Annotated in this window: 22 protein-coding genes and 2 pseudogenes; 9 read left to right on the top strand and 15 right to left on the bottom strand. The window is 59.5% G+C overall.

The window, feature by feature from the left end; translation table 11 throughout:
• Positions 1-140: 140 nt before the first annotated feature.
• The 13 genes from virB11 to AC3A4H_RS23055 are packed head-to-tail and all read right to left on the bottom strand — an operon-like array spanning position 141 to position 10,286.
• Positions 141-1,193, bottom strand: coding sequence for a P-type DNA transfer ATPase VirB11 (gene virB11 / locus AC3A4H_RS22995; protein WP_487768780.1), 1,053 nt, complete (start codon positions 1,191-1,193; stop codon positions 141-143).
• An 8-nt stretch (positions 1,194-1,201) separates the two neighbouring features.
• Positions 1,202-2,374, bottom strand: a complete 1,173-nt coding sequence (virB10, locus tag AC3A4H_RS23000; RefSeq protein WP_487768781.1) for a type IV secretion system protein VirB10 — start codon at positions 2,372-2,374, stop codon at positions 1,202-1,204.
• A gap of 10 nt (positions 2,375-2,384) precedes the next feature.
• Positions 2,385-3,242 (bottom strand): P-type conjugative transfer protein VirB9, encoded by an 858-nt coding sequence (gene virB9, locus AC3A4H_RS23005; RefSeq protein WP_487768782.1) that lies wholly within the window; start codon positions 3,240-3,242, stop codon positions 2,385-2,387.
• Positions 3,239-3,910 carry a VirB8 family type IV secretion system protein gene (locus AC3A4H_RS23010; RefSeq protein WP_487768783.1) on the bottom strand — a complete coding sequence of 224 codons (672 nt, stop codon included), beginning with the start codon at positions 3,908-3,910 and terminating at the stop codon, positions 3,239-3,241. The genes virB9 and AC3A4H_RS23010 overlap by 4 nt, the downstream gene beginning before the upstream one ends.
• Before the next feature lie 4 nt (positions 3,911-3,914).
• Entirely contained in the window at positions 3,915-4,184 is a 270-nt protein-coding gene (locus AC3A4H_RS23015) for a type IV secretion system protein VirB7 (RefSeq protein WP_487768784.1), read from the bottom strand.
• Positions 4,185-4,235: 51 nt separating this feature from the next.
• Positions 4,236-5,132 carry a TrbL/VirB6 family protein gene (locus AC3A4H_RS23020; RefSeq protein ID WP_487768785.1) on the bottom strand — a complete coding sequence of 299 codons (897 nt, stop codon included), beginning with the start codon at positions 5,130-5,132 and terminating at the stop codon, positions 4,236-4,238.
• 4 nt (positions 5,133-5,136) lie between these two features.
• Entirely contained in the window at positions 5,137-5,373 is a 237-nt protein-coding gene (locus AC3A4H_RS23025; protein ID WP_487768786.1) for an EexN family lipoprotein, read from the bottom strand.
• Positions 5,370-6,068, bottom strand: a complete 699-nt coding sequence (virB5, locus tag AC3A4H_RS23030; RefSeq protein WP_487768787.1) for a P-type DNA transfer protein VirB5 — start codon at positions 6,066-6,068, stop codon at positions 5,370-5,372. Before virB5 ends, AC3A4H_RS23025 begins: the two co-directional genes overlap by 4 nt.
• The gene (locus tag AC3A4H_RS23035) at positions 6,068-8,434 is read right to left on the bottom strand and encodes a VirB4 family type IV secretion/conjugal transfer ATPase (RefSeq protein WP_487768805.1); all 2,367 of its coding nucleotides are present in this window, start codon (positions 8,432-8,434) and stop codon (positions 6,068-6,070) included. The genes virB5 and AC3A4H_RS23035 overlap by 1 nt, the downstream gene beginning before the upstream one ends.
• The gene (locus tag AC3A4H_RS23040; protein WP_487768788.1) at positions 8,427-8,765 is read right to left on the bottom strand and encodes a VirB3 family type IV secretion system protein; all 339 of its coding nucleotides are present in this window, start codon (positions 8,763-8,765) and stop codon (positions 8,427-8,429) included. Before AC3A4H_RS23040 ends, AC3A4H_RS23035 begins: the two co-directional genes overlap by 8 nt.
• On the bottom strand, positions 8,765-9,067 hold the full coding sequence (locus AC3A4H_RS23045; protein ID WP_487768789.1) for a TrbC/VirB2 family protein: 303 nt from the start codon (positions 9,065-9,067) through the stop codon (positions 8,765-8,767). Before AC3A4H_RS23045 ends, AC3A4H_RS23040 begins: the two co-directional genes overlap by 1 nt.
• Positions 9,068-9,074: 7 nt before the next feature.
• Entirely contained in the window at positions 9,075-9,746 is a 672-nt protein-coding gene (locus AC3A4H_RS23050; RefSeq protein WP_487768790.1) for a lytic transglycosylase domain-containing protein, read from the bottom strand.
• A 3-nt stretch (positions 9,747-9,749) separates the two neighbouring features.
• Complete coding sequence (locus tag AC3A4H_RS23055; RefSeq protein ID WP_487768791.1) at positions 9,750-10,286, bottom strand: hypothetical protein; 537 nt, start codon at positions 10,284-10,286, stop codon at positions 9,750-9,752.
• A 155-nt stretch (positions 10,287-10,441) separates the two neighbouring features.
• Between AC3A4H_RS23055 and AC3A4H_RS23060 the strand changes: the two genes are divergently transcribed.
• From AC3A4H_RS23060 to AC3A4H_RS23070, 3 genes and pseudogenes are all read left to right on the top strand, one after another.
• Complete coding sequence (locus AC3A4H_RS23060; RefSeq protein ID WP_487768792.1) at positions 10,442-10,729, top strand: MarR family transcriptional regulator; 288 nt, start codon at positions 10,442-10,444, stop codon at positions 10,727-10,729.
• A gap of 408 nt (positions 10,730-11,137) precedes the next feature.
• A pseudogene (locus tag AC3A4H_RS23065) lies at positions 11,138-11,618 on the top strand (transposase); the annotation flags it as partial.
• Between the two features lie 294 nt (positions 11,619-11,912).
• Positions 11,913-12,041, top strand: a complete 129-nt coding sequence (locus tag AC3A4H_RS23070) for a hypothetical protein (RefSeq protein ID WP_487768793.1) — start codon at positions 11,913-11,915, stop codon at positions 12,039-12,041.
• On the opposite strand, the gene AC3A4H_RS23075 is transcribed toward AC3A4H_RS23070, so the two are convergent.
• Complete coding sequence (locus tag AC3A4H_RS23075) at positions 12,035-12,244, bottom strand: hypothetical protein (RefSeq protein ID WP_487768794.1); 210 nt, start codon at positions 12,242-12,244, stop codon at positions 12,035-12,037. The two genes, AC3A4H_RS23070 and AC3A4H_RS23075, sit on opposite strands and share 7 nt — an antisense overlap.
• 96 nt (positions 12,245-12,340) lie before the next feature.
• Here AC3A4H_RS23075 and AC3A4H_RS23080 point away from each other — a divergent pair.
• The 6 genes and pseudogenes from AC3A4H_RS23080 to AC3A4H_RS23105 all read left to right on the top strand — a co-directional run bounded on the left by AC3A4H_RS23080 (position 12,341) and on the right by AC3A4H_RS23105 (position 18,180).
• A pseudogene (locus AC3A4H_RS23080) lies at positions 12,341-13,311 on the top strand (3'-5' exonuclease).
• Positions 13,312-13,618: 307 nt separating this feature from the next.
• A complete protein-coding gene (gene repA, locus AC3A4H_RS23085; protein ID WP_487768795.1) occupies positions 13,619-14,833 on the top strand; it encodes a plasmid partitioning protein RepA in 1,215 nt (404 codons plus the stop codon).
• Positions 14,833-15,882 carry a plasmid partitioning protein RepB gene (gene repB, locus AC3A4H_RS23090; RefSeq protein WP_487768796.1) on the top strand — a complete coding sequence of 350 codons (1,050 nt, stop codon included), beginning with the start codon at positions 14,833-14,835 and terminating at the stop codon, positions 15,880-15,882. The genes repA and repB overlap by 1 nt, the downstream gene beginning before the upstream one ends.
• 157 nt (positions 15,883-16,039) lie before the next feature.
• A complete protein-coding gene (gene repC, locus AC3A4H_RS23095) occupies positions 16,040-17,248 on the top strand; it encodes a plasmid replication protein RepC (RefSeq protein WP_487768797.1) in 1,209 nt (402 codons plus the stop codon).
• Positions 17,249-17,503: 255 nt separating this feature from the next.
• The gene (locus AC3A4H_RS23100; RefSeq protein WP_487768798.1) at positions 17,504-17,746 is read left to right on the top strand and encodes a type II toxin-antitoxin system Phd/YefM family antitoxin; all 243 of its coding nucleotides are present in this window, start codon (positions 17,504-17,506) and stop codon (positions 17,744-17,746) included.
• Positions 17,746-18,180 (top strand): PIN domain-containing protein, encoded by a 435-nt coding sequence (locus AC3A4H_RS23105; protein ID WP_487768799.1) that lies wholly within the window; start codon positions 17,746-17,748, stop codon positions 18,178-18,180. Before AC3A4H_RS23100 ends, AC3A4H_RS23105 begins: the two co-directional genes overlap by 1 nt.
• A gap of 16 nt (positions 18,181-18,196) precedes the next feature.
• Here AC3A4H_RS23105 and AC3A4H_RS23110 read toward each other — a convergent pair.
• The coding region (locus tag AC3A4H_RS23110; RefSeq protein ID WP_487766984.1) for a tyrosine-type recombinase/integrase at positions 18,197-18,376 on the bottom strand (180 nt) is incomplete at its 5' end.

Genomic DNA, 18,376 nt, shown 5'->3' on the forward strand with positions numbered 1-18,376 from the left:
AAAGCGACGCATCGCCGACCTCCACTACGCAGCACATTGCTGGGACCTGCCGAGTGCCTGGGGCGCGTGGGGCAGCTTGCAACCGCGCAACTCAAGGGCGCGCTTCCTGCGCTCGTAAATCTAAGGAAGCGGAAGCGGACTCACGGAGCGGCTGCAGGCGCTTTCTTGCGAAGCGCGTCTACCTGACGGGTGGCTACAGTATGCGCATGATCTGCGTAGTAGACTTCCGTCACGCGGAACCGGCCGCCAACCCTTTTGCACTGGACGATCACGTCGATCGAAATTTTGAGCAGGTTGCGGATATCGTCGCGGTCGAGATCCTGTCCACCTTCGGACTCCTTGACCAGAAGCGTCAACTGCTCGAACGCCAGGCTTGGTGAATCCGCATGCACCGTCGTGATCGAGCCGGGGTGCCCGGAATTGATGTTTCGGATGTAGTAGAATGCAGTGCCGTCGCGCAGCTCCTGCAGCAGGACCCGATCCGGCCGCATGCGCAGGCACGATTCAAGCAAGTCTTTGGCGCCCAGCTTTGCCAACCCCTGCCCGCCTTTCGAATAGAACAGCCGGACATGGTTCGGCTGTGGGATCGTCAGCTCAGGCGTGTCCTCGATGCTGATGAGCCGTTCGTCTGGTGGAATGTGCTGGATCAGGGCCTTCGAGATCGTGGTCTTGCCGGAGCCTGTGGCGCCGGAGATGATGATGTTCTTGCGCGCAAGAACCGCCCCCTCAAGAAATGCGCGATACTGACCGCTCCGGTAGGTCGTCAGCAGGAGATCCTCGCGAGTGTTCTGATCTGCGCTCGCCACGACATTGTCGAACAGACCGCCCGCCTCCAGGTCTTTCGTGGACAGCGAAACTGATGAGGGCTTGCGGATTGTGATGGAAACGGTGTCTCGTGTCGTCGCTGGAGGGATCACAATCTGGATGCGTTCGTCATCCGGAAGGGTGGCGGAGAGAAGCGGGCGGGTCTCATCGATGCCTTGGTTGGAGAAGCTCGCAACAGCCCGCGCCAGCCGCATCAGCTTGTCGAAGGACAGATCCGGCAGTTCGTGACGCTGCCAGCCCGCCGTTCCTTCCGTCAGCACTTCGCCGGGTCGATTGATGACGACCTCGTAGAGGCCCTTGTCCTTCAGGAAGGAATCGAGGGGGAGAAGCAATTGACGGACGACGCCGGCATCGGAGTTTTCCGCCATTCCCTACCCTACTTCGTCACCAGGTCGGATTTTGGATAGAAGTCTCCCATCACGGCGCGGTCGTAGATCATGTTGCGGGGCTCGGTTACCCGCAGACGGTAAATGCTTGAGAAATCGAGATCGCGCGCGACGAAGATCGAAACCAGCGAACCCTGATGTTTCAGCAGCGTCGGGGGAATATTGATCGACTGCTCGACCGCGATGGCGGCCGCTTCCTTACCCGCGCTTGTCGTGCCCTGCGCCTGGACATCGCTGCGCTGCAGGTCCTGACCGGCATAGGTGGCGATATCGCCGACCACCGACAAAAGCAGAGCGCTCCCGAAGCGCTCCCACCAGTGCGTGTTGACATAGCCATTGAAGCCGGCGCGGCCGATCGCATCGGTCGCCGGCGACGCCAATGTGATGATGACGCCTGTGGGTGTCTTGGCTCGGTTCCAGAGCACGAACAGCCGGCTTTGGCCGCGGCGCAGGCCACCGCGATATTCGCCAACGACCTGGGTGCCTTTCTCCATCAGCACGACGCGGCCATTGTCGGAGAGAACGTCGCGGGTAATCACGCAGCTGGTGAACCCCGGTTCATCCGACGACAGCGCGGTTTCGAGCGCGCAGGGGATCGAGGTCCCCATCGCGACGATGAAGTTGCGGTTGCCGAGATGTCCGGCCTTCGATCCTTCCAGGACAGTTGGCTTGAGCATCCGATTGAAGCGCTGATCCTCGTTCTCCCCCTGCCCTCCTCCGCCCAGGAGGCCATCGACCGGAAGGAAGTTCGGATCCGTCGTCGTCTCGGCCGTGTTGGAAGGCCTGGTGTTGTTGCCGGATTGTCCGCCACCAAATGCCATCACTGGCGCCCGTCTTGCCGCGTCAAGCAGCTCATCGACGGCGGGTGTCACCGTCGTCTCGACGGCCGGCGTCGGTAGCTTGATCTCCGGTACGGGCAGCACCACGGGTTCCGGTTCGGCCCGGGCCGGTTCGAACTCCGTCGTCTGGCGGATCACCCCTGATCCGGGCTGCTCGACGCCCTCCTTCGGCCCCTGCCGCATCGACCACATGGCGAAACCCATGAAGGCGACAACCGCCAGCACGACCGCCCCGCGCTTGAGCAAGGGATTGTTGTCGACTTTGCGCGCCGTGGTGGTTTGCGCGCGTTCGCCAGGGATCGTTGTTTCTGGCGTGTCTGTCATGGCGGCTCCCTTACTGTCCGGCGGCCGGAACCTTGACCACCCGCTCGACCGAGGGCGAGGTAGTGTTGGTTCCAGGATTAACGCCGACTGGCGAGTAGGCCTCGTTGAAAATGCAGAGCGTGTCCGAGCCGCGCCGCAGGATGAACTTGCGGCTGATCGCATGGATGAGAACGAGATCACCCTGCACGGTCTTCGGCACGAGGCTTTCCGTTCCGTCGGAATTCTCGATGTAGATCGCCGGCATTTCCTGATTGCCGCTGAAGGCAAAGGTCGTCACCTTGCCGTTATCGTAGACCGCCTGCGGTTCGATTGCGGCAGAGCCTTGCGCGGAATAGCGCCAATTGCGCGGGCCGTATTGTTCATGGATGCCGAGGACCTGATCGGCATAGCCTGCCTCGGCCGCACGCTTGCGCGCTTCCTCCTCGAGGCGACGTCGCTCGGCCTCATCGGCGGGATAACGGTACTTCACATAGAAATAGGTGTTCTGCCCGGCATCGACCGAACCGTCGCGCACGACCAGTTCCATCTGATAGCTGCGCTTGGAACCGTCTCGCCGTGTCGTCACCACGGAGATGTTGGTGGCCGGCTGGTTCTCGCGGGGTTTGAGGAACAGGATGTGGCCGGCCGGCGCGACTTCCCAGGCAACAGTATTGCCGAGCGCGACATGGGCGATTTCTTCGTCAGGCGCGAATTCCACCTGGACCGACGAGCGGATGGTGCCGACAATCCGCGTGATGTTGTAGGGCTGGTAATTGACGAACCGCACGCGATTGTCCTGCTGCGCGCTTGCCGGAATCTCTAGGGCCTGAGCAGGATGCATCGTTAGTGCCGCGACGACGGCTGCCGCGAGAAGAGATCGTATTTTCAATTCAAGGCCTCCGGATCGGCCCGGTACTCGCTCACCACGAACCCAAGGGGGTTCACCAACCGGTCGCTGGAGGATATTGGGGCATTGGCGTAGGAATAGGTGATCGTTGCCACCCAATGGGTTGTGCGGACATCTTCGCCGCGTGTGATTGTCCGCGTATAGCGGACCGAAACGACATTGCTGTTGATGAGCGAGATCGACTTGATCCCGATGCGGGATTTTGCGGAGCGGCCGTAGACGTTCTGCGGCGATTCCGGATTTCCACCGCGGTAGGCAGCTGCGAAGCGTTGCTGCTCAGCGGCAGTCGACATTAGCGAGGCGGTGCGGAAATTTTCTTCTGCCTCCGACCACACATAGCCCTCGCGCGCCCGGACGTAGCGAGCGGCGAAATATTTGGTGACTTCCTCGTCATAGGTGCCCGCAGACGACGCCATGGCCGATACCACGTCGACGATGCCTGTCGAATTGTCGACGCGGATGACGAAGGGCTCGACCGTTTTGAGCGGCGTCAGTGCGACCACGGCGGCGACCGAGACGCAGGCCAGCACGCTGGCGACGATGGCGACGAACCAGGCAAGCCGCTTCGAGCGCTCGGCCGAGACCATCCGGTCCTGGTCGAAGCGGCGCGCCTTGTCGAAATATTCCTTGAGACTGTCCGTAGTCACCATTCACCTACCCTACCCGGCAAACGGTATAAGACCCGGCTTCGTCGAACCCGGCGAAGGGCGCAGTCTTGACGGCCGCTTCAGCCGACTGTTCTGAGAATGCCAATGCGCTCCCGTTGCTATCAGCGAGCGCGGACTGCTGTTGATGCGCCTGTGCTTTGCCAGCGTCCCAATCCCACATCGAACGATTGAGCGGCCGTTTGGCATAACCGTCGCATTTTGGCAGCGGGTAACTTTGCGTCGCGCAGCCGGAGACGGCGGCCAGCAGCCCCATCATTGTTACAACTCGAACTATATGCACGCTGGAATACCCCTCATGGTGATGGCGTCAGGCTCCCCTGCCGGTCAACCTGCGCCAACCCCACCCGATCGTTCTCGTGACGGTGCTTTGATGGGCGTCCCGGCCGGCAGCAAAGCCGTAAGTGAGCGAAGCGCCCCCGCTCGCCAGCGCCGAGGCGATGCCCGGCAGCTGGTAAAAGACGTAGAGGGAGGCCAGACCGATGGCGCCGACAGCGATCGGCCGCATAAGAACGTCGCTGTAAGCCTCGACGGTGGTGAACATTGTCGCGAAGCTGGTGACAAGCAGCGAACCGACCGCGACGACCAGAACCTGCAGAATGACGAAGTTTGCGAGCTGTCCGATCCATGCCTCGGTGAAGCGCCGCGTCGACTGGAACATGGCCAGCGCGATGAAGATCGGGCCGATCGCCAGAATGATTGCAAGCGCAACGCGTGCGTAGAGCGACACGACGTATCCGATCGAGGAGACGACGAACGTCACAACGATCACCACAAGACCGGCGAAACCGGTTAGCGGATCGACCGGCCAGGACGCCTGCGCCCAGATATCGTTGGCGGACTTCTGACCCTTGTCGAGCAGGCTGTCGAAGGTCGTGGCACTTGGGGCGCCGCCGGTGTTCAGAGCTTCGGAAACTTCCCTGGGCAGAATCTCGAAAAAGACATTGGTCACGTAGGTCTGGTATTCGCCGGCATTCCTGACCAGCATCAGGATGATGGCGAGCTTCATCGCCCGGAAGGCGAACTCCATGATCGGCTCCTGCACCGATCCGCGCAGGATCAGGAATCCGTACAGGATCACGTAGAGAGTCAGCGCCGCCGTCAACGGCCCCGTCACCCACGCGCTGATGCCGCTCGTACCGGAACTGATGAAGTTCTGGAGCGGCGTCGTGAATTGGCGATCGAGAAAGTCGAAGACGGTGTACATGGCGCTATCCCCCCAGCGCCCTGTTCATGCGCTCGAGCCGGGCCTTGCCTTCCGCTTCTTCGGCATTGCGGCAATTGGGCGTCGGCCCCAGCTCACCAGGGTTCTCGCGGCACTTTCCAATGTGATCGGCGCGCAAGCTCTCGTCGGCGAGAAACTCGCTGACGGTGATGACCGTCGCCGGCGGCGGTTCGGAACACGCCGCCAGCAGTGCCGTTATGACGAGAGTCGCGACACGCTTCATTGCGACAGCGCCGTGTTCATCGTGTCGATGCGCCTGCGCCAGTCTTCGGCCTTGCGCTGATCCTCGACCTGGGCCTGCGCCTGCTGGACCATCTGCAGACCTTGCATGCGCAGGAGATCGGTTTGCAGAAAGGCACTTTCGGCCTGAATGCGCGCCTGGAGATCGGCGATATCCTTGGCGTCGCTGGCCGAGGATATCTGCTGGCGTAACTGATCGATCCCGTCGATGCGCTTGGTGGCCGCATCGTAAATCTGCTGGCCAAGGCTCATCTGGCCGGCATTGCGGTTTTGGACACGCGCCAGTTCCTGGGCGTAGAAATCGTTGGCTGAGGACTGATAGGTCGAATTGCTTTCGAGGAACTTTGATGCCGCGTCCCCGAAGGCCCCCGAGCCGTCGCCGCTGAGCAGGCTTTCGATTGCCGCAAAATCCTGCGGCAAGGCCTTGCGTATTTCCGGCTGGTTCAGAAGCGTGGCGACATCGGCCATATTGGTTAGCTTGTTCAGCGATCCGAACAATTGCTCGGCTTGCGTGATCTGCTGATTGAGCGCGTCGAGCTGCGACTTGAGCTGGGTGATGCTCTCGATGTGCTTCAGGATCGCGGTCTGGTCGATCACGGGAATCCCTTGTGCGCCGGCACCGCCGACCGACAGGGCAAGGATGGCGACGGCGGCCATCATAGAATCGCGCATACGCATCAGCCTGCACTCCTTTGCTGCTGGAAGAGAGGAAGCCAAACTTCCGGATCGTCGCCTGTCTGCGAGCGGATGGCGTCGGCAAGATCGACATTGGCGGTGCGGCCGGACAGCACTGCGAGTTCGTCATCGAAGCCGCCGAGATTGAGCTCGGCGACGACGCTGTTGTGGCCCTGCTTGACGATGAAGCGGCGGCTCTCATTGGAGAGCTCGCGCGCGATCAGCTCATATTCTCGTTCGGTGAGCCTGAAGCCGTCGACATAGTCTGCCCGACTGCCGCGCGGGTTTGGCATGAACACCTGGGTCGGGCATTGCTCGATGATGGTGTGCGCGATCGGCGAATTGATCGCATCGCGCGGACTTTGCGTGGCGAACAGCATCGAACCGTTCTGTTTTCTGATGGTCTTGAGCTTGTTCTGGGCGAGATCGCGAAAACCCTCATCGGCAAGCGCCTTCCAGAACTCATCGATAACAATGATGATGCGGCGCCCGTCGATCAGCTGCTCGACCCGGTGGAACAGGTAGGCCATCAGCGGGGTGCGGATTTCCTCATTGTCGAGGAAGTCCGTCATATCGTAACCGAGGAATTTCGCGCCGATGCCGATTTCATCGGCGTCGTTGTCGAACACCCAACCGAGCGGCCCTCCCCTCTCCCACCGGCGCAGACGGGCGGCGATGCCCTCCGGATCGGTGTTGTTGAGAAAGGTGCGCAGCGCGCCGATCGTGCGTCGTTCAATCGGCAGATCGGCAAGGCCGTCGATCGCGTTGGCGATGTCGCGGGCTTCCGAAACGGAGAGCTCGCGCGTTTTCGAGCCGACGAGCTTTGTCACCCATTGCGCCAGGAACACTCTATTTTCCGGCGTCAGGTCCATACCCTTCAGGGGCGCGCAGCCGGTGGGCCGGCCATTCTTCAGTGGCAGATAGGTTCCACCTGCCGCGCGAACGAAGAGATCGGCGCCGCGATCTTTGTCGAAGAAGACGATATGGGCGTCGAACTTCTCGCCCTGCGACAGGATGAAATTTAGCAGCACCGTTTTGCCCGAGCCGGACGGCCCGCCGATGAAGGTGTTGCCGAGATCGCCATAGTGCAGATTGAAGTAAAACGGAGAGCCGGATGCGGTCTTCAACATTGCGACAGCCGGACCCCATTCATTGCCGTTGCGCTGGCCGACCGGATAGGAATGGAACGGCGAGAACGCGGCGAAATTCTTCGAGGTGATTGCGCCGGAGCGCACGCGATAGCGGAAATTGCCTGGCAGCTGCGCCCACCATGCCGCCTCCAGCCCGAGATCCTCGCGGGCAACGACGGCGCCGCCATTCGTCAGGTGCGCCCGGCTCTTGGCCAGATTGTCGGTGAGTTCCTTCACCGATCCGGCGAAGACCGTCAGGGTCAGGTGATGTTCGCCGAGCACGAAGCGGTTCGATTCCAGCTCGTCCAGCGCATCGTCGAGCTCCTCGAGCTGCGATCCGGCTTTGTCGCCGGCGCTGACCATCTGGTTCTGCTTGCGCCCCATTACCGTCTTGGCGTCGGCCTTCGACAGGAAGGAGAAGCTCTGGGTCAGGATCAGTTCGTACGGAACGGTGAGTAATCCATCGAACATGCCGGGCCGCGTGCGCGACGGATATTCCTTAAAGCCGAACATACCGGCATAGCGGCTCGATCCTTCGTGGCGGATCTCGACCGTCTCGCGTCCGACAATGACCCGGTCGGAATAAATTGCGGATGAAACGCGGCCCTCGGTCAGCGGGACAGCTTCACGGCGCCCACCCACCAGCTGGTGCAAGACCTCGCTCGGTTCGGAGAAGATCAGGCCGTCACGGTCCTGCAGGGTGAGGACGCGGGGACCAAAGCGTTTGAGGCCGGCGGTGACGTCGACGATCGCGTCATCGAGACGCTTGAGCGCGTCCTCGTCGATCTCAAGCCCACGTCGCCGCGCCTTGCGCAGCTTCGACAGGAACGCCACAACGCGCTCGGCCGCGTCGCGGCCCGGATGCCAAACGAGACTAAGATAGAGATCGTTACGAAACAGGTCCTCGTCGATCATGCGGGCGCGGTATTTGTCGTTTAGCGTGCGCGAGAACGCGTTGGTGAACGCGCCCTCGGGATACTCGTTGTCGCGGCGACGGATGATATGGGTCCACAGCGCAAGCCGCTCATCCGCGACGTTGCGGTAGAGCGTGTTGAGATCGCGATGCAGTGCATTGAGATTGAGCGTATCCGCAGTTTCGAAGGAAGCCCCGTCAATGGCGATCACCGCCATTAGGGCCTGGGAATCGAGCGCGATTACCCGTTCGTCGACATGGCGGACATACGGGATAAAGGTCTCGGGTTCGAGCTCACGGCCCTTGACGATGGCAGTACTAGGCAAAGCCAAGGTCCCTTTCGTCATAGTGCCGGACAAGCTTCATCGGGGTAAGGCTCGAGCCGCCCCAGAAGCCGATGTTGCGCGCCCTGCCCCGTGTCTCAATCCAGCCAAGCAGAACCCGGAACATGTTGTGGTCGTGCTTGACGATCGCCTTGAAGACGACATGGAAGACCAGGCCGACGAGTGCATAGGCCACCGATCCCGCCACGATGAAGAGGATCGTCGTGAAGATCATGTTGATCCCCATCGCTTCCATCGTCACGCCGCCGATCATCGCCGGCCTCGTGCAGGCGAGGAACAGGGTGTCTTCTTCGAGGGCGGTCTTCCCGTTCATTATGCGCCGCCGGAGATCGTGTTGACGATTTCCGTCGCGCCAAAGATGATGCCGATGCCCAACACGACGAAGGCCGCCTTGCGCAGGTCGAGATATCCGAACATCCAGGCGATGCCGACGATGATGACGGCGATGATGGCCAATAGCCGCGCCACATTGCCGGTCAGCATGTTGACGATATTCTGCAGCACACTTTCGATCCCGCCCGCCTGGGCAAAGCTCGGCTCGATCAGGGCCAGGGAAAACACGGTTGCCATTGTCGCGATGATCGCGAATGGCCTGATGCGTGCCGACAGGTTCATATGTTCATCACTTCTTTTGCTCGTTGGAAAAGACCAGGACGGAGGATCTCCGTCCCGAATTGAAGACGTCCCATTGTAGGGCCGGCGACTGGGCGTGCTCCTGCGCATGTTCCCCTATGATCGTGTCGGTCGAAGCAGCCACCGCCTCCCCTGCCCGCTCCCGGTCTTGCGGCTCGTCCGGTTTCCCCGCGACCTCAAGGGTCTCAAGGCGTCCGGCCAGGCGCTCGCGTTCCGCCAGCACTTGGCTGTCGTAGCCGACCATTTCGCCGACCGAGGCATCGCCATGGCCGTAGTAGGATCGCAGCATATTGGTCTCCGCCTGCGCAGGTGTGGCACCGGCCTGCAGCGCTACGCGGTAATAGCCATCGAGCAGCGAAGCAGTTGCCTTGAGGTTCAGGCAGAAATCGAACGTGTCACTGACAGAAAGGCCCAACCGCCCGAGGTTGCCTGAATTGATTCCGGCGAGGCCAAGATCGACATCATGGCCTTCCGCAATCAGAATCGTTGCCGTCTCGATCGCTTCGGCTCTGGTTCTAGGCTGGTCGGCGAGTGGATAATCGGAATTGATGCGGATCGCAAAGGGGTAAAATCCGCTTTCGATGCTTACGACGGCCGCAAGGGTCTCCGTGGCGATCTGCGGCGCGCATTGATGAGCGAGATCGAGAAAGGCAACCGGCATGGCCTAGAACCATACGCGTTGCCGGCCGACGCCGGTGATCGTGACATCGACATGTCGCGGCTGCTCACAGACATGGGGACGCGCCGTCACGAAGGCCTTGCACAGTCGCCGTCCGACCTCGAAATGCCAACGGCCGGATCCCGGTGCACCGACCCCTCCGCTGCTATTATCGCCCCTACATATTTCGTTGGTAACGATCCTGGGCTCCGTCGATATGCAGCCCACTTCATCGCGCCCGCGATCGCCGTTTTTGGTGGCCAGCCGGAAGCCAGCATCGCGATAATAGGGCTCATAGCGGGGTTTGGACGCAGTGAAGCCGACACCGCCGCAGATCGGAAAGGATCGTGCCTTGGCGAGATGCGACCAAAGCCGCTCTATCGGCGGACGGCACTCGGCGTATTGGGTAGGACCGCCCGGGTTCGAAAGGCACAGGAGAACCTGACAGCCCCAGTCATCTCCACGCGCTATAGAAGATAAAAACGTGTACAATGAAACGCATAGTAAAACCCCGGAAAGTGCCCGAATGACTGCATTTTTCATGCAAATCCCCTCGTCAGAAACGCCCTTGGCTGGCCGCCGAGGAGGATTCGTCAAGTTGTCATACTGCACGATAACGCATAGATAGACTGATGCCAAGCCCGTTAAATCATCGCTGGCACAACACGGGTTTCGCGACCCTGGCGACGCACGAGATCATGTCCAAACCCTTGCCCGACGAGACGCCAAATTCGAGGCTACGGCAGCTCGGCATGATTAATTTGCTCTATAGCCTGCAGAAGGCGGACATGGCCTTGACGATCACCAATGTCACGGAAGTGGCGGGAATGACGAGGAAAGCCGCGCAGGAAGCGATTGATCCGCTGGTCGTGCGAGGCCTTTTGAAGGAAAGCTGGGGGCGAACGTCGATCGGTCGCGGCAAGGCCCGGCAATACGAGATCGCCCCGGAGATCTTCGAGAAGCTACGGGGCGTATACGGCGCCTGACGCCTCTGACCGCTTCGCAGCCTGCGGCAAGACCGCTTCCTAACTGCGGCAAAACGCATAGTATTCCTTGTGTTTGAATGCGCAAGCATACTGGCGCCCCGACACAGTGGCAGACTGATTCGTTTTGCGTAGACAAACCGTGTGATGGAGAAGCTATAGGGCGAAACAGAACGACCTTGAGAGTGGCGCTTTAAGGTCGGAGCTATGTCCATCGGTCGGAAAGAAACGATCATCCCAAATCTGTTTGCGTGTGCAGTCCCTTCTTCATGAGAGGTGGTGCCGGTTTCTGAGACAGGGGCATAAGGTGGATCGCCCGATGAAAAGGACGATCCAGGATGAAGACACGCAGACGATTTACGGCCGAGTTCAAGGCCAAGGTCGCGCTTGAGGCGATCCGCGGTGAGCTGTCTGAAGGTTCGTCGCGGCGGCCGCATCGTCTCGGTCGCCGTGATCATCGCCGTCGGCGTCAACACAGATGGCCGCTGCGAGGTGCCGGGCATGAAGATCGACACCTCCGAGGCCGAACCGATCTGGACGGAGCTCCTGCGCAAGCTGACGCGGCGCGGCCTGCGCGGCGTCAAGCTCGTCGTCTCCGATGCGCATGAAGGCATCAAGGCGGCCGTCTCCAAGGTTCTTTCCGCCACCTGGCAGAGGTGCCGGGTCCACTTCATGCGCAATGCGTTGGCCCATGCCGGCAAGAGTGGCAGCCGTGTCGTCTCCGGCCTTCATCGCCACGGCGTTCGCCCAGGGCACACCGGAGGCCGCAAGCACCCAGTGGCGCAACGTCGCCGACCAGATCGGGCCCAAGGTGCCGAAGCTCGCCGGCCTCACCGCCGAAGAAGACGTGCTCGCCTATAGGCCCTTTTCTCGGCGGAACAGGGTCCGCCTTTTCGAGCGCTAGGCTATCGCGCACAAACTGGTTCTGAGCCTCCTGTGAGGTCGGCGGGGTCAAAAGCCAGCCCGTCGTCGCTTCGAACGTCACCTTGCCGCCCAGACTGTAGCCTTCGGGCGTCGTCGCGATCGAGGCATAACCCTCGCTGGGATCCGAAACGCACAGTGTCCAGCCGCCGATCTTAGCCAGCACCTCGAAATATCGCCCGAAAGGGCTATCCCGATCGACCGCCTTCATCAGAGCCGCTCCGATCGGGCGACTGCCGCCTGTCACCGCGCGGAGCTTGCAACCATGCTGGTCGACATCGCGCCCGGGTGGGACCTTGTCCCGTGCAAGCTGGCGTGTCGCACGCTGACCAAATTCCATATTTGCTATTGGGCGGTGGACACGCGCTTGCTGGCGATCGAACCCCTTTACTGATCGCCAATCAGACCATCGAGGACTTCAAGCATGGCATCACTGATCGCTTTGCCGAGTGAGGCGGCAGTCTCCGTCAGGGCTTCCTCGTTCATGTCACGAGCAGCCATTGCGAAGGCGGCCCCCTCCCCCATCACGATTTCTTGCGCCCGCTGAATCGTCCACAGGGCGAAGTCGCTACGGTTGCTGATTTCCACGGTTTCCATGTTTTCTCCTGATTTGCTCGGGTGGATGCCTTATAGCGACTTTGACCGACGATGCGGTCCGAAGAATGGTTTTGAGCATGAGCTTGAGATAAGCGAATGGCGCAGCAGTTCGATTTGTTTGTTTCGAAAGAAACGGCTCCTGAAAAGACATCTGTTCCGTCGGCGATGAAACACCAACCATTGCCTGGATTGAATGAAGACGACATGGTGCGGCACCTGCAAGGGACCGGCCGCTACCGGATTCTGAAAAGCTCGAGCCTCGTTCTGTCACGGCGGCCGCGCGACCTGGATTTCCCCTGAAGGGCGTGATCCTCGACACCGAGACCACCGGCCTTAATCACCGGACGGACGAGATTATTGAGTTTGGCACCATCGCCTTCACATTTGATGAGGCTGGCGATATCGGCGATGTCACCGGCGTTTACGGTGGATTGCAGCAACCGAGCATTTCGATCCCACCGGAGATCACGCGTCTGACCGGCATAACCGACGACTTGGTGGCCGGTCAGACGATTGATGTCCACCAGCTTCGCGCCATCATCGAACCTGCTGATCTCGTTATCGCCCACAATGCCGGCTTCGATCGGCCGTTCTGCGAGGCCTTCTCAGCCGTCTTCGCGGGAAAAGCCTGGGCCTGCTCGGTCTCGGAAATCGATTGGGCGTCTCGCGGCTTCGAAGGCACCAAGCTCGGTTATCTGATCGGCCAGGCGGGCTATTTTCATGAGGGCCACCGAGCCGTCGATGATTGTTTTGCGCTGCTCGAGGTTCTCGCGCAGGGTGGTGGAGAGCCGGGACGCACGCCGTTTGCCGAGCTCTACGCAGCCAGCCAGCGCTCACGCGTTCGCATCTTCGCGGCAAACAGCCCGTTCGACATGAAGGACCACCTGAAGGCGCGCGGCTATCGCTGGTCGGATGGCAGTGACGGGCGACCGAAATCCTGGTGGATCGAGCTTGCGGAAGACGCACTCGAGAACGAACTCCGCTACCTGCGCTCGGAAATCTATCGCTGGGATGAAGCCGACCCACCGGTCAGGCGCCTTACCGCATTTGACCGCTTCAGGGCCTGACGAGCCCACAGCCTAGAACTCAAGCGACCACATCGCGTGTTCTAGACATCGTCAGATGAGCAGCCAGAAGGCGGAAAGTGAGCGACTGAAGGAAGACATTTAGAAAAGTCACTCGCGTCTTCATGTCGAAGCCCCATCGCTCTCCAATGCGGCTTCTTTGTGAGTTTACGGCCGTAAACTCCAATCTTGTTGGCCGGCACGTTAAGCTTTCATTAACTTTAAATTCCTTGCAACCAGGTGAGAATCGGGTCTAAGTGCGATTATGATGCTAATCCACTCCTAAATTCGCATTTTCGGGTTCCCTGTAATGAATATCGCATTTGATGCCGACAAGCCGCTGAGTGACTTCGATCAGCTCATCCTCAAGCAGGGAGCTGCATTGTCCGGCCGTCTCGAAAAGCATCGCATGGAAAATTTTCCTCCAGACGCGGTTAAGACCCTTCGGCCGTTCCAGTTGGCTGAAGTTGCCACATATTTGGGAATTAGCCCGGGCTACCTCAAAAACCTATCACTCAATGGGAAGGGACCTCAACCAACCGTAACATCCACGGGCAGGCGCTCGTATACGGCCGAGCAGATGCTGGAGATGCGTCGCTACCTCGACCAGAACGGGCGGTCAGATTCGCGTATGTATGTTCCCCATCGCAAGGATACGGAACACCTGCAGATCGTCGCAGTCGTCAATTTCAAGGGCGGTTCGGGCAAGACCACAACGACGGCCCACCTCGCCCAGCATCTGGCTCTTACCGGTCACCGCGTTCTGGCCATCGATCTCGATCCTCAGGCTTCGCTAACCGCTTTGCATGGCATCCAGCCAGAACTGGATAACTTGCCATCGCTATATGAAGCCATCCGCTATGACGATGAGAAGAAGCCGATCAGCGCACTTATCAGGAAGACCAATTTTCCAGGCCTCGATATCATTCCTGCGAATCTCGATCTTCAGGAGTTTGAATACGACACGCCCCTGATCCTCGCGGAAAAGGGCACTCGGGATATGGGAAGGATGTTCTTCACCCGTCTTGATGCTGCCTTGTCCGAAGTCAGCGATCAATACGATGTCGTCGTCCTCGATTGCCCACCCCAGCTCGGCTACCTTACGCTGACTGCCTTGTCCTCTTCGACAGCGGTTTTGGTGACCGTTCACCCTCAGATGCTGGACGTCATGAGCATGTGCCAGTTCCTCCTTATGCTCGGTGAAATCCTTGACCCGATTAAGCGCGGCGGGGGCAATATGAACCTCGATTGGATGCGATACCTGGTTACTCGGTACGAGCCGGGTGACGTTCCGCAGAGCCAGATGGTGCATTTCATGAGGTCGCTCTTCGGCGGCTTCGTACTCAAAAACGAGATGCTCAAATCCACCGCGATCTCCGATGCGGGCATTACCAAACAGTCGCTTTACGAGGTCGAGCGCAGCCAGCTTACGCGTTCTACCTATGACCGTGCGCTGGAGTCTCTTCATAACGTCAATGGCGAGGTTGTTTCTTTGATCCACAAAGCTTGGGGCAGGGCGGTCTGATGGCGCGCAAAGGCATCATGTCAGCGTTGATGGACGAGACTCCTGCGGCTGAGTTTACGGCCGTAAACTCAACCCCAAACCCGTCTGGATCCGTAGAGACATCAGGTCGCCGAGGTGCTTTCGGCATGATGTCTCGTGCTGCAGACGAGATGGCTGCAAAGGTTGCGGCGGCTGAAGAGATCGAAAAGCAGCTCCAAAGCGGTACCCAAATTATTGAACTTGATCCCAATGAACTAGAGACATCGTTCGTTGTCGACCGCCTCGAAGACGATGACGATTCGAGTCTTCAGGAACTGATTCAAGCTATCCGCGAAAGAGGGCAGGATAGCCCAATCTTGGTGCGCCCACTGCCAAATGCGGAAGGCCGCTATCAGATCGTTTTTGGTCACCGACGTGCCCGGGCTGCTAAGGCTCTGGGCATCAAGGTAAAGGCGTCTGTTAAGGCGCTTTCAGACCAAGAACACGTCATCGCACAGGGCCAGGAAAACACGGCTCGTGCCGATCTCAGTTTCATTGAGCGCGCATTGTTTGCCAAAAAACTCGCCGAGCAGTTTGACAACGAGACAGTGATGTCGGCTTTGGCGGTCAACAAGACCGTCCTCTCAAAGATGCAATCCGTCACAAACAATGTGCCGTCTGACCTTATCCTTCAGATCGGTCCTTCTAGGGGCATTGGTCGAGATCGTTGGTATGATCTATCCGTGCTCTTTAAAGAGGGCGCGGTTCCTGAAATCCGTCAATTGCTAGAGCAGGACAATTTCCGTTCCGCATCCTCGGACGAGCGCTTCCTGATTGTCTCGGATGCCGCAAGGTCTGGAACAAAGCCTACCCGCAAGCCAAAGGACAGTGGAGGGGAAACGGCGCCCGCTGCTAAGTCATGGACTTCCAAAGATAATTCGGTCAGCTTTGTGATGAATCGGAAGCCGAGAAAGGTCGCTATCGAACTTACGAGCGCGAAAGCGGGATCGTTCGGTGAATGGCTTTCGAGCCGCTTGGACACCTTGTTCGAGGAGTTCAGGCAATCGGAAAATGAGGGAACAGGAGACTAATCCAGCAAAAGAAAAAGCCCCCACAAACGTCGGTCTGTGAAGGCTCTTCGTATTCTCTAAGCAAGTCTACGAATCGCATTTCTCAGAATCAGTGTCAAGCTTTTTGACGACGCTTGCGGCGAGCGGACTTCTTTTGCCTAGTCATAGGTGAAGGAAAATGGAGACGCATATTGCCTCGACTCCTTTTGGGAGCCGGCCGATGTCGCTTGCCATGTTGGCAGCGCAGCGGGATTCACGTGAAAACCTAGCTGAGGGTAGGGTGGTCGACAAATGGCAGCTGTACAAGGACATCTGTGAAGCCAAGACAGTGCTTGGCACCAACGACCGCGCTCTGGCCGTCCTAAGCGCTCTTTTGTCGTTCTATCCAGACAGCGAGCTGTCCGAGGAAAACGGTTTGATCGTCTTCCCGTCTAACCGACAGTTGTCCCTACGGGCACACGGGATGCCGGACACCTCGTTGAGGCGGAATCTTGCCTCGTTGATCGAAGCTGGCTTAATCCTTAGGCGCGACAGCCCGAACGGTAAACGTTACGCCCACAAGGGAAGGGGAGGGGAGATCGAGGAGGCGTTCGGGCTTTCCTTGGCACCGTTACTCGCTCGCGCCGACGAAATCGCTCAGGCGGCAGACCAGGTGCGTGCTGAAGCCGTGCGTCTCAAACGCACCAGGGAGCGTATCACTCTTCAGCGTAGGGACATCTCTAAGCTGATTGAAGTGGCCGTCGAAGAGGACGCCGCGGGCGACTGGAAGGGCCTCTGGACGCGTTTCAGAGCTATTGTGGACGCTATCCCACGTCGCGCGGCTGTCGCAGAGCTGGAAGCTATCCTCGATCACCTGGTCGCAATTCGAGCCGAAGTGGATAACGCCCTGAATTCTCTCGATAATGATCAGGAACTGGGCGGCAATGAGTCCCAAAATGGACGGCAGCAATCTAAATCAAATACCGACTCTATTATTGAACTTGAACCTGCTCCGGAAAGAAGCGGGGTCGTGGTTGCGCCAAGAATCAGAACCGACGAGCCTCCGAAGGGCTTCCCGCTGGGATTGGTGCTGAAGGCCTGCCCGGAGATTGTCGACTACGCGGTGTCGGGCATCGGCAGTTGGCGGGATTTGATGGCGACCGCGGCTCAGGTGCGAGGCTACCTCGGAATCTCGCCGTCAGCTTATTCCGAAGCACTGGAGGTGCTTGGGCAGGAAAACGCGGCCATTGTCATCACCTGCATTCTGCAGCGGGCGCGCCACATCAATTCCGCAGGCGGCTATCTGCGTGCGCTGACCGAAAAGGCCCGGGCACGGGAGTTCTCGGTCGGTCCGATGTTGATGGCGGCGCTGAAAACGTCCGGGGAACCCGCGAGAATGACGGGATGATGCCTGCTGCAGATGCGTGGCGATCCCATCGTTCGTGGCCGCGGCTGGTTTCGCCGTACAAGCGGATCGAGAATCTGGCCAGTCGGCTTCGAGATGGTGCCCGAGGCCGCGAGAAGGGGTTACCCAATATTGCCGGGGGGCCCCGTGAGATATGGATCACCGATCGGATGTGGGGCGGCGCTTGACATTGCGAACCTTGTTAACGCGCCGCTGCCTTGCTATATGACCACTATGGTCTTTTTATGAGGTGTGGAAATGAGAGAGATCCAACTCAAGGACGCCAAGGCAACGCTGTCTGCTGTCGTCGATCAGGCAGTGCGCGGCAATCCGGCGATCATCACCCGACACGGCAGGAAGGAAGCGGTCGTGCTTTCGTTCGATGAATACGAAAAACTTTCGCATGTCCCAAGCTTTGGACGTCTGCTGGCGTCGTTTCCGGGTGACGAAGGAGACATCCCGTCGCGGAGCAACAAGCCGAGCCGCGCTGTCGATCTCTGATGTTCCTGGTCGATACAAACGTCATATCCGCCTTGGCGCCGTCGAAACGCCAGAATCTTGATCAGCTCGTCGAATGGCTCGACAAGAATAGCGCGCAGCTGTTTCTGTCGGTGATTTCGGCTGCCGAGGTTCGATCTGGTATCGCAAAGGCCGAGCGAGAAGGCGCAACCACGAAAGCGCGCCGTCTGACGGAATGGTGGGAGAGCATCGAACATCTCTATGCGGAGAAGCTTTTGGTGTTCGATTTGAGATGCGCACGTGTGGCCGGTCAGATCCTGGATGACGCACGCGCCCACCAGCCGGGTTTCGAGGACATTGCGATCGCTGCCACCGCCCGCGTGCATGACCTGACCGTCCTGACCCGTAACCTGCGGCATTTCGAGCCTCTGGGGGTTCGAGCCGTCGATCCTTTCGTCGCGGTGCCGGAACTGTAGGGCAGGGCGGAGAATCTTACAGCCCGCTTGCCTTGGTGAGGTTGACCCGGAAGCGGTCGCGGCGGCGCTGGTATTGGCGGGTCATTTCGGCGCTGGCGTGGCCGAGCTGCTTTTGCACGTAGCGCTCGTCGACCTCGGCCGAGGAAGCCAGGCCGGCGCGCAGCGAATGGCCGGCAAATTTCTGCGCCCGCTCGCC

This window comes from Pseudaminobacter sp. Soil_N_29, from assembly GCF_057656055.1.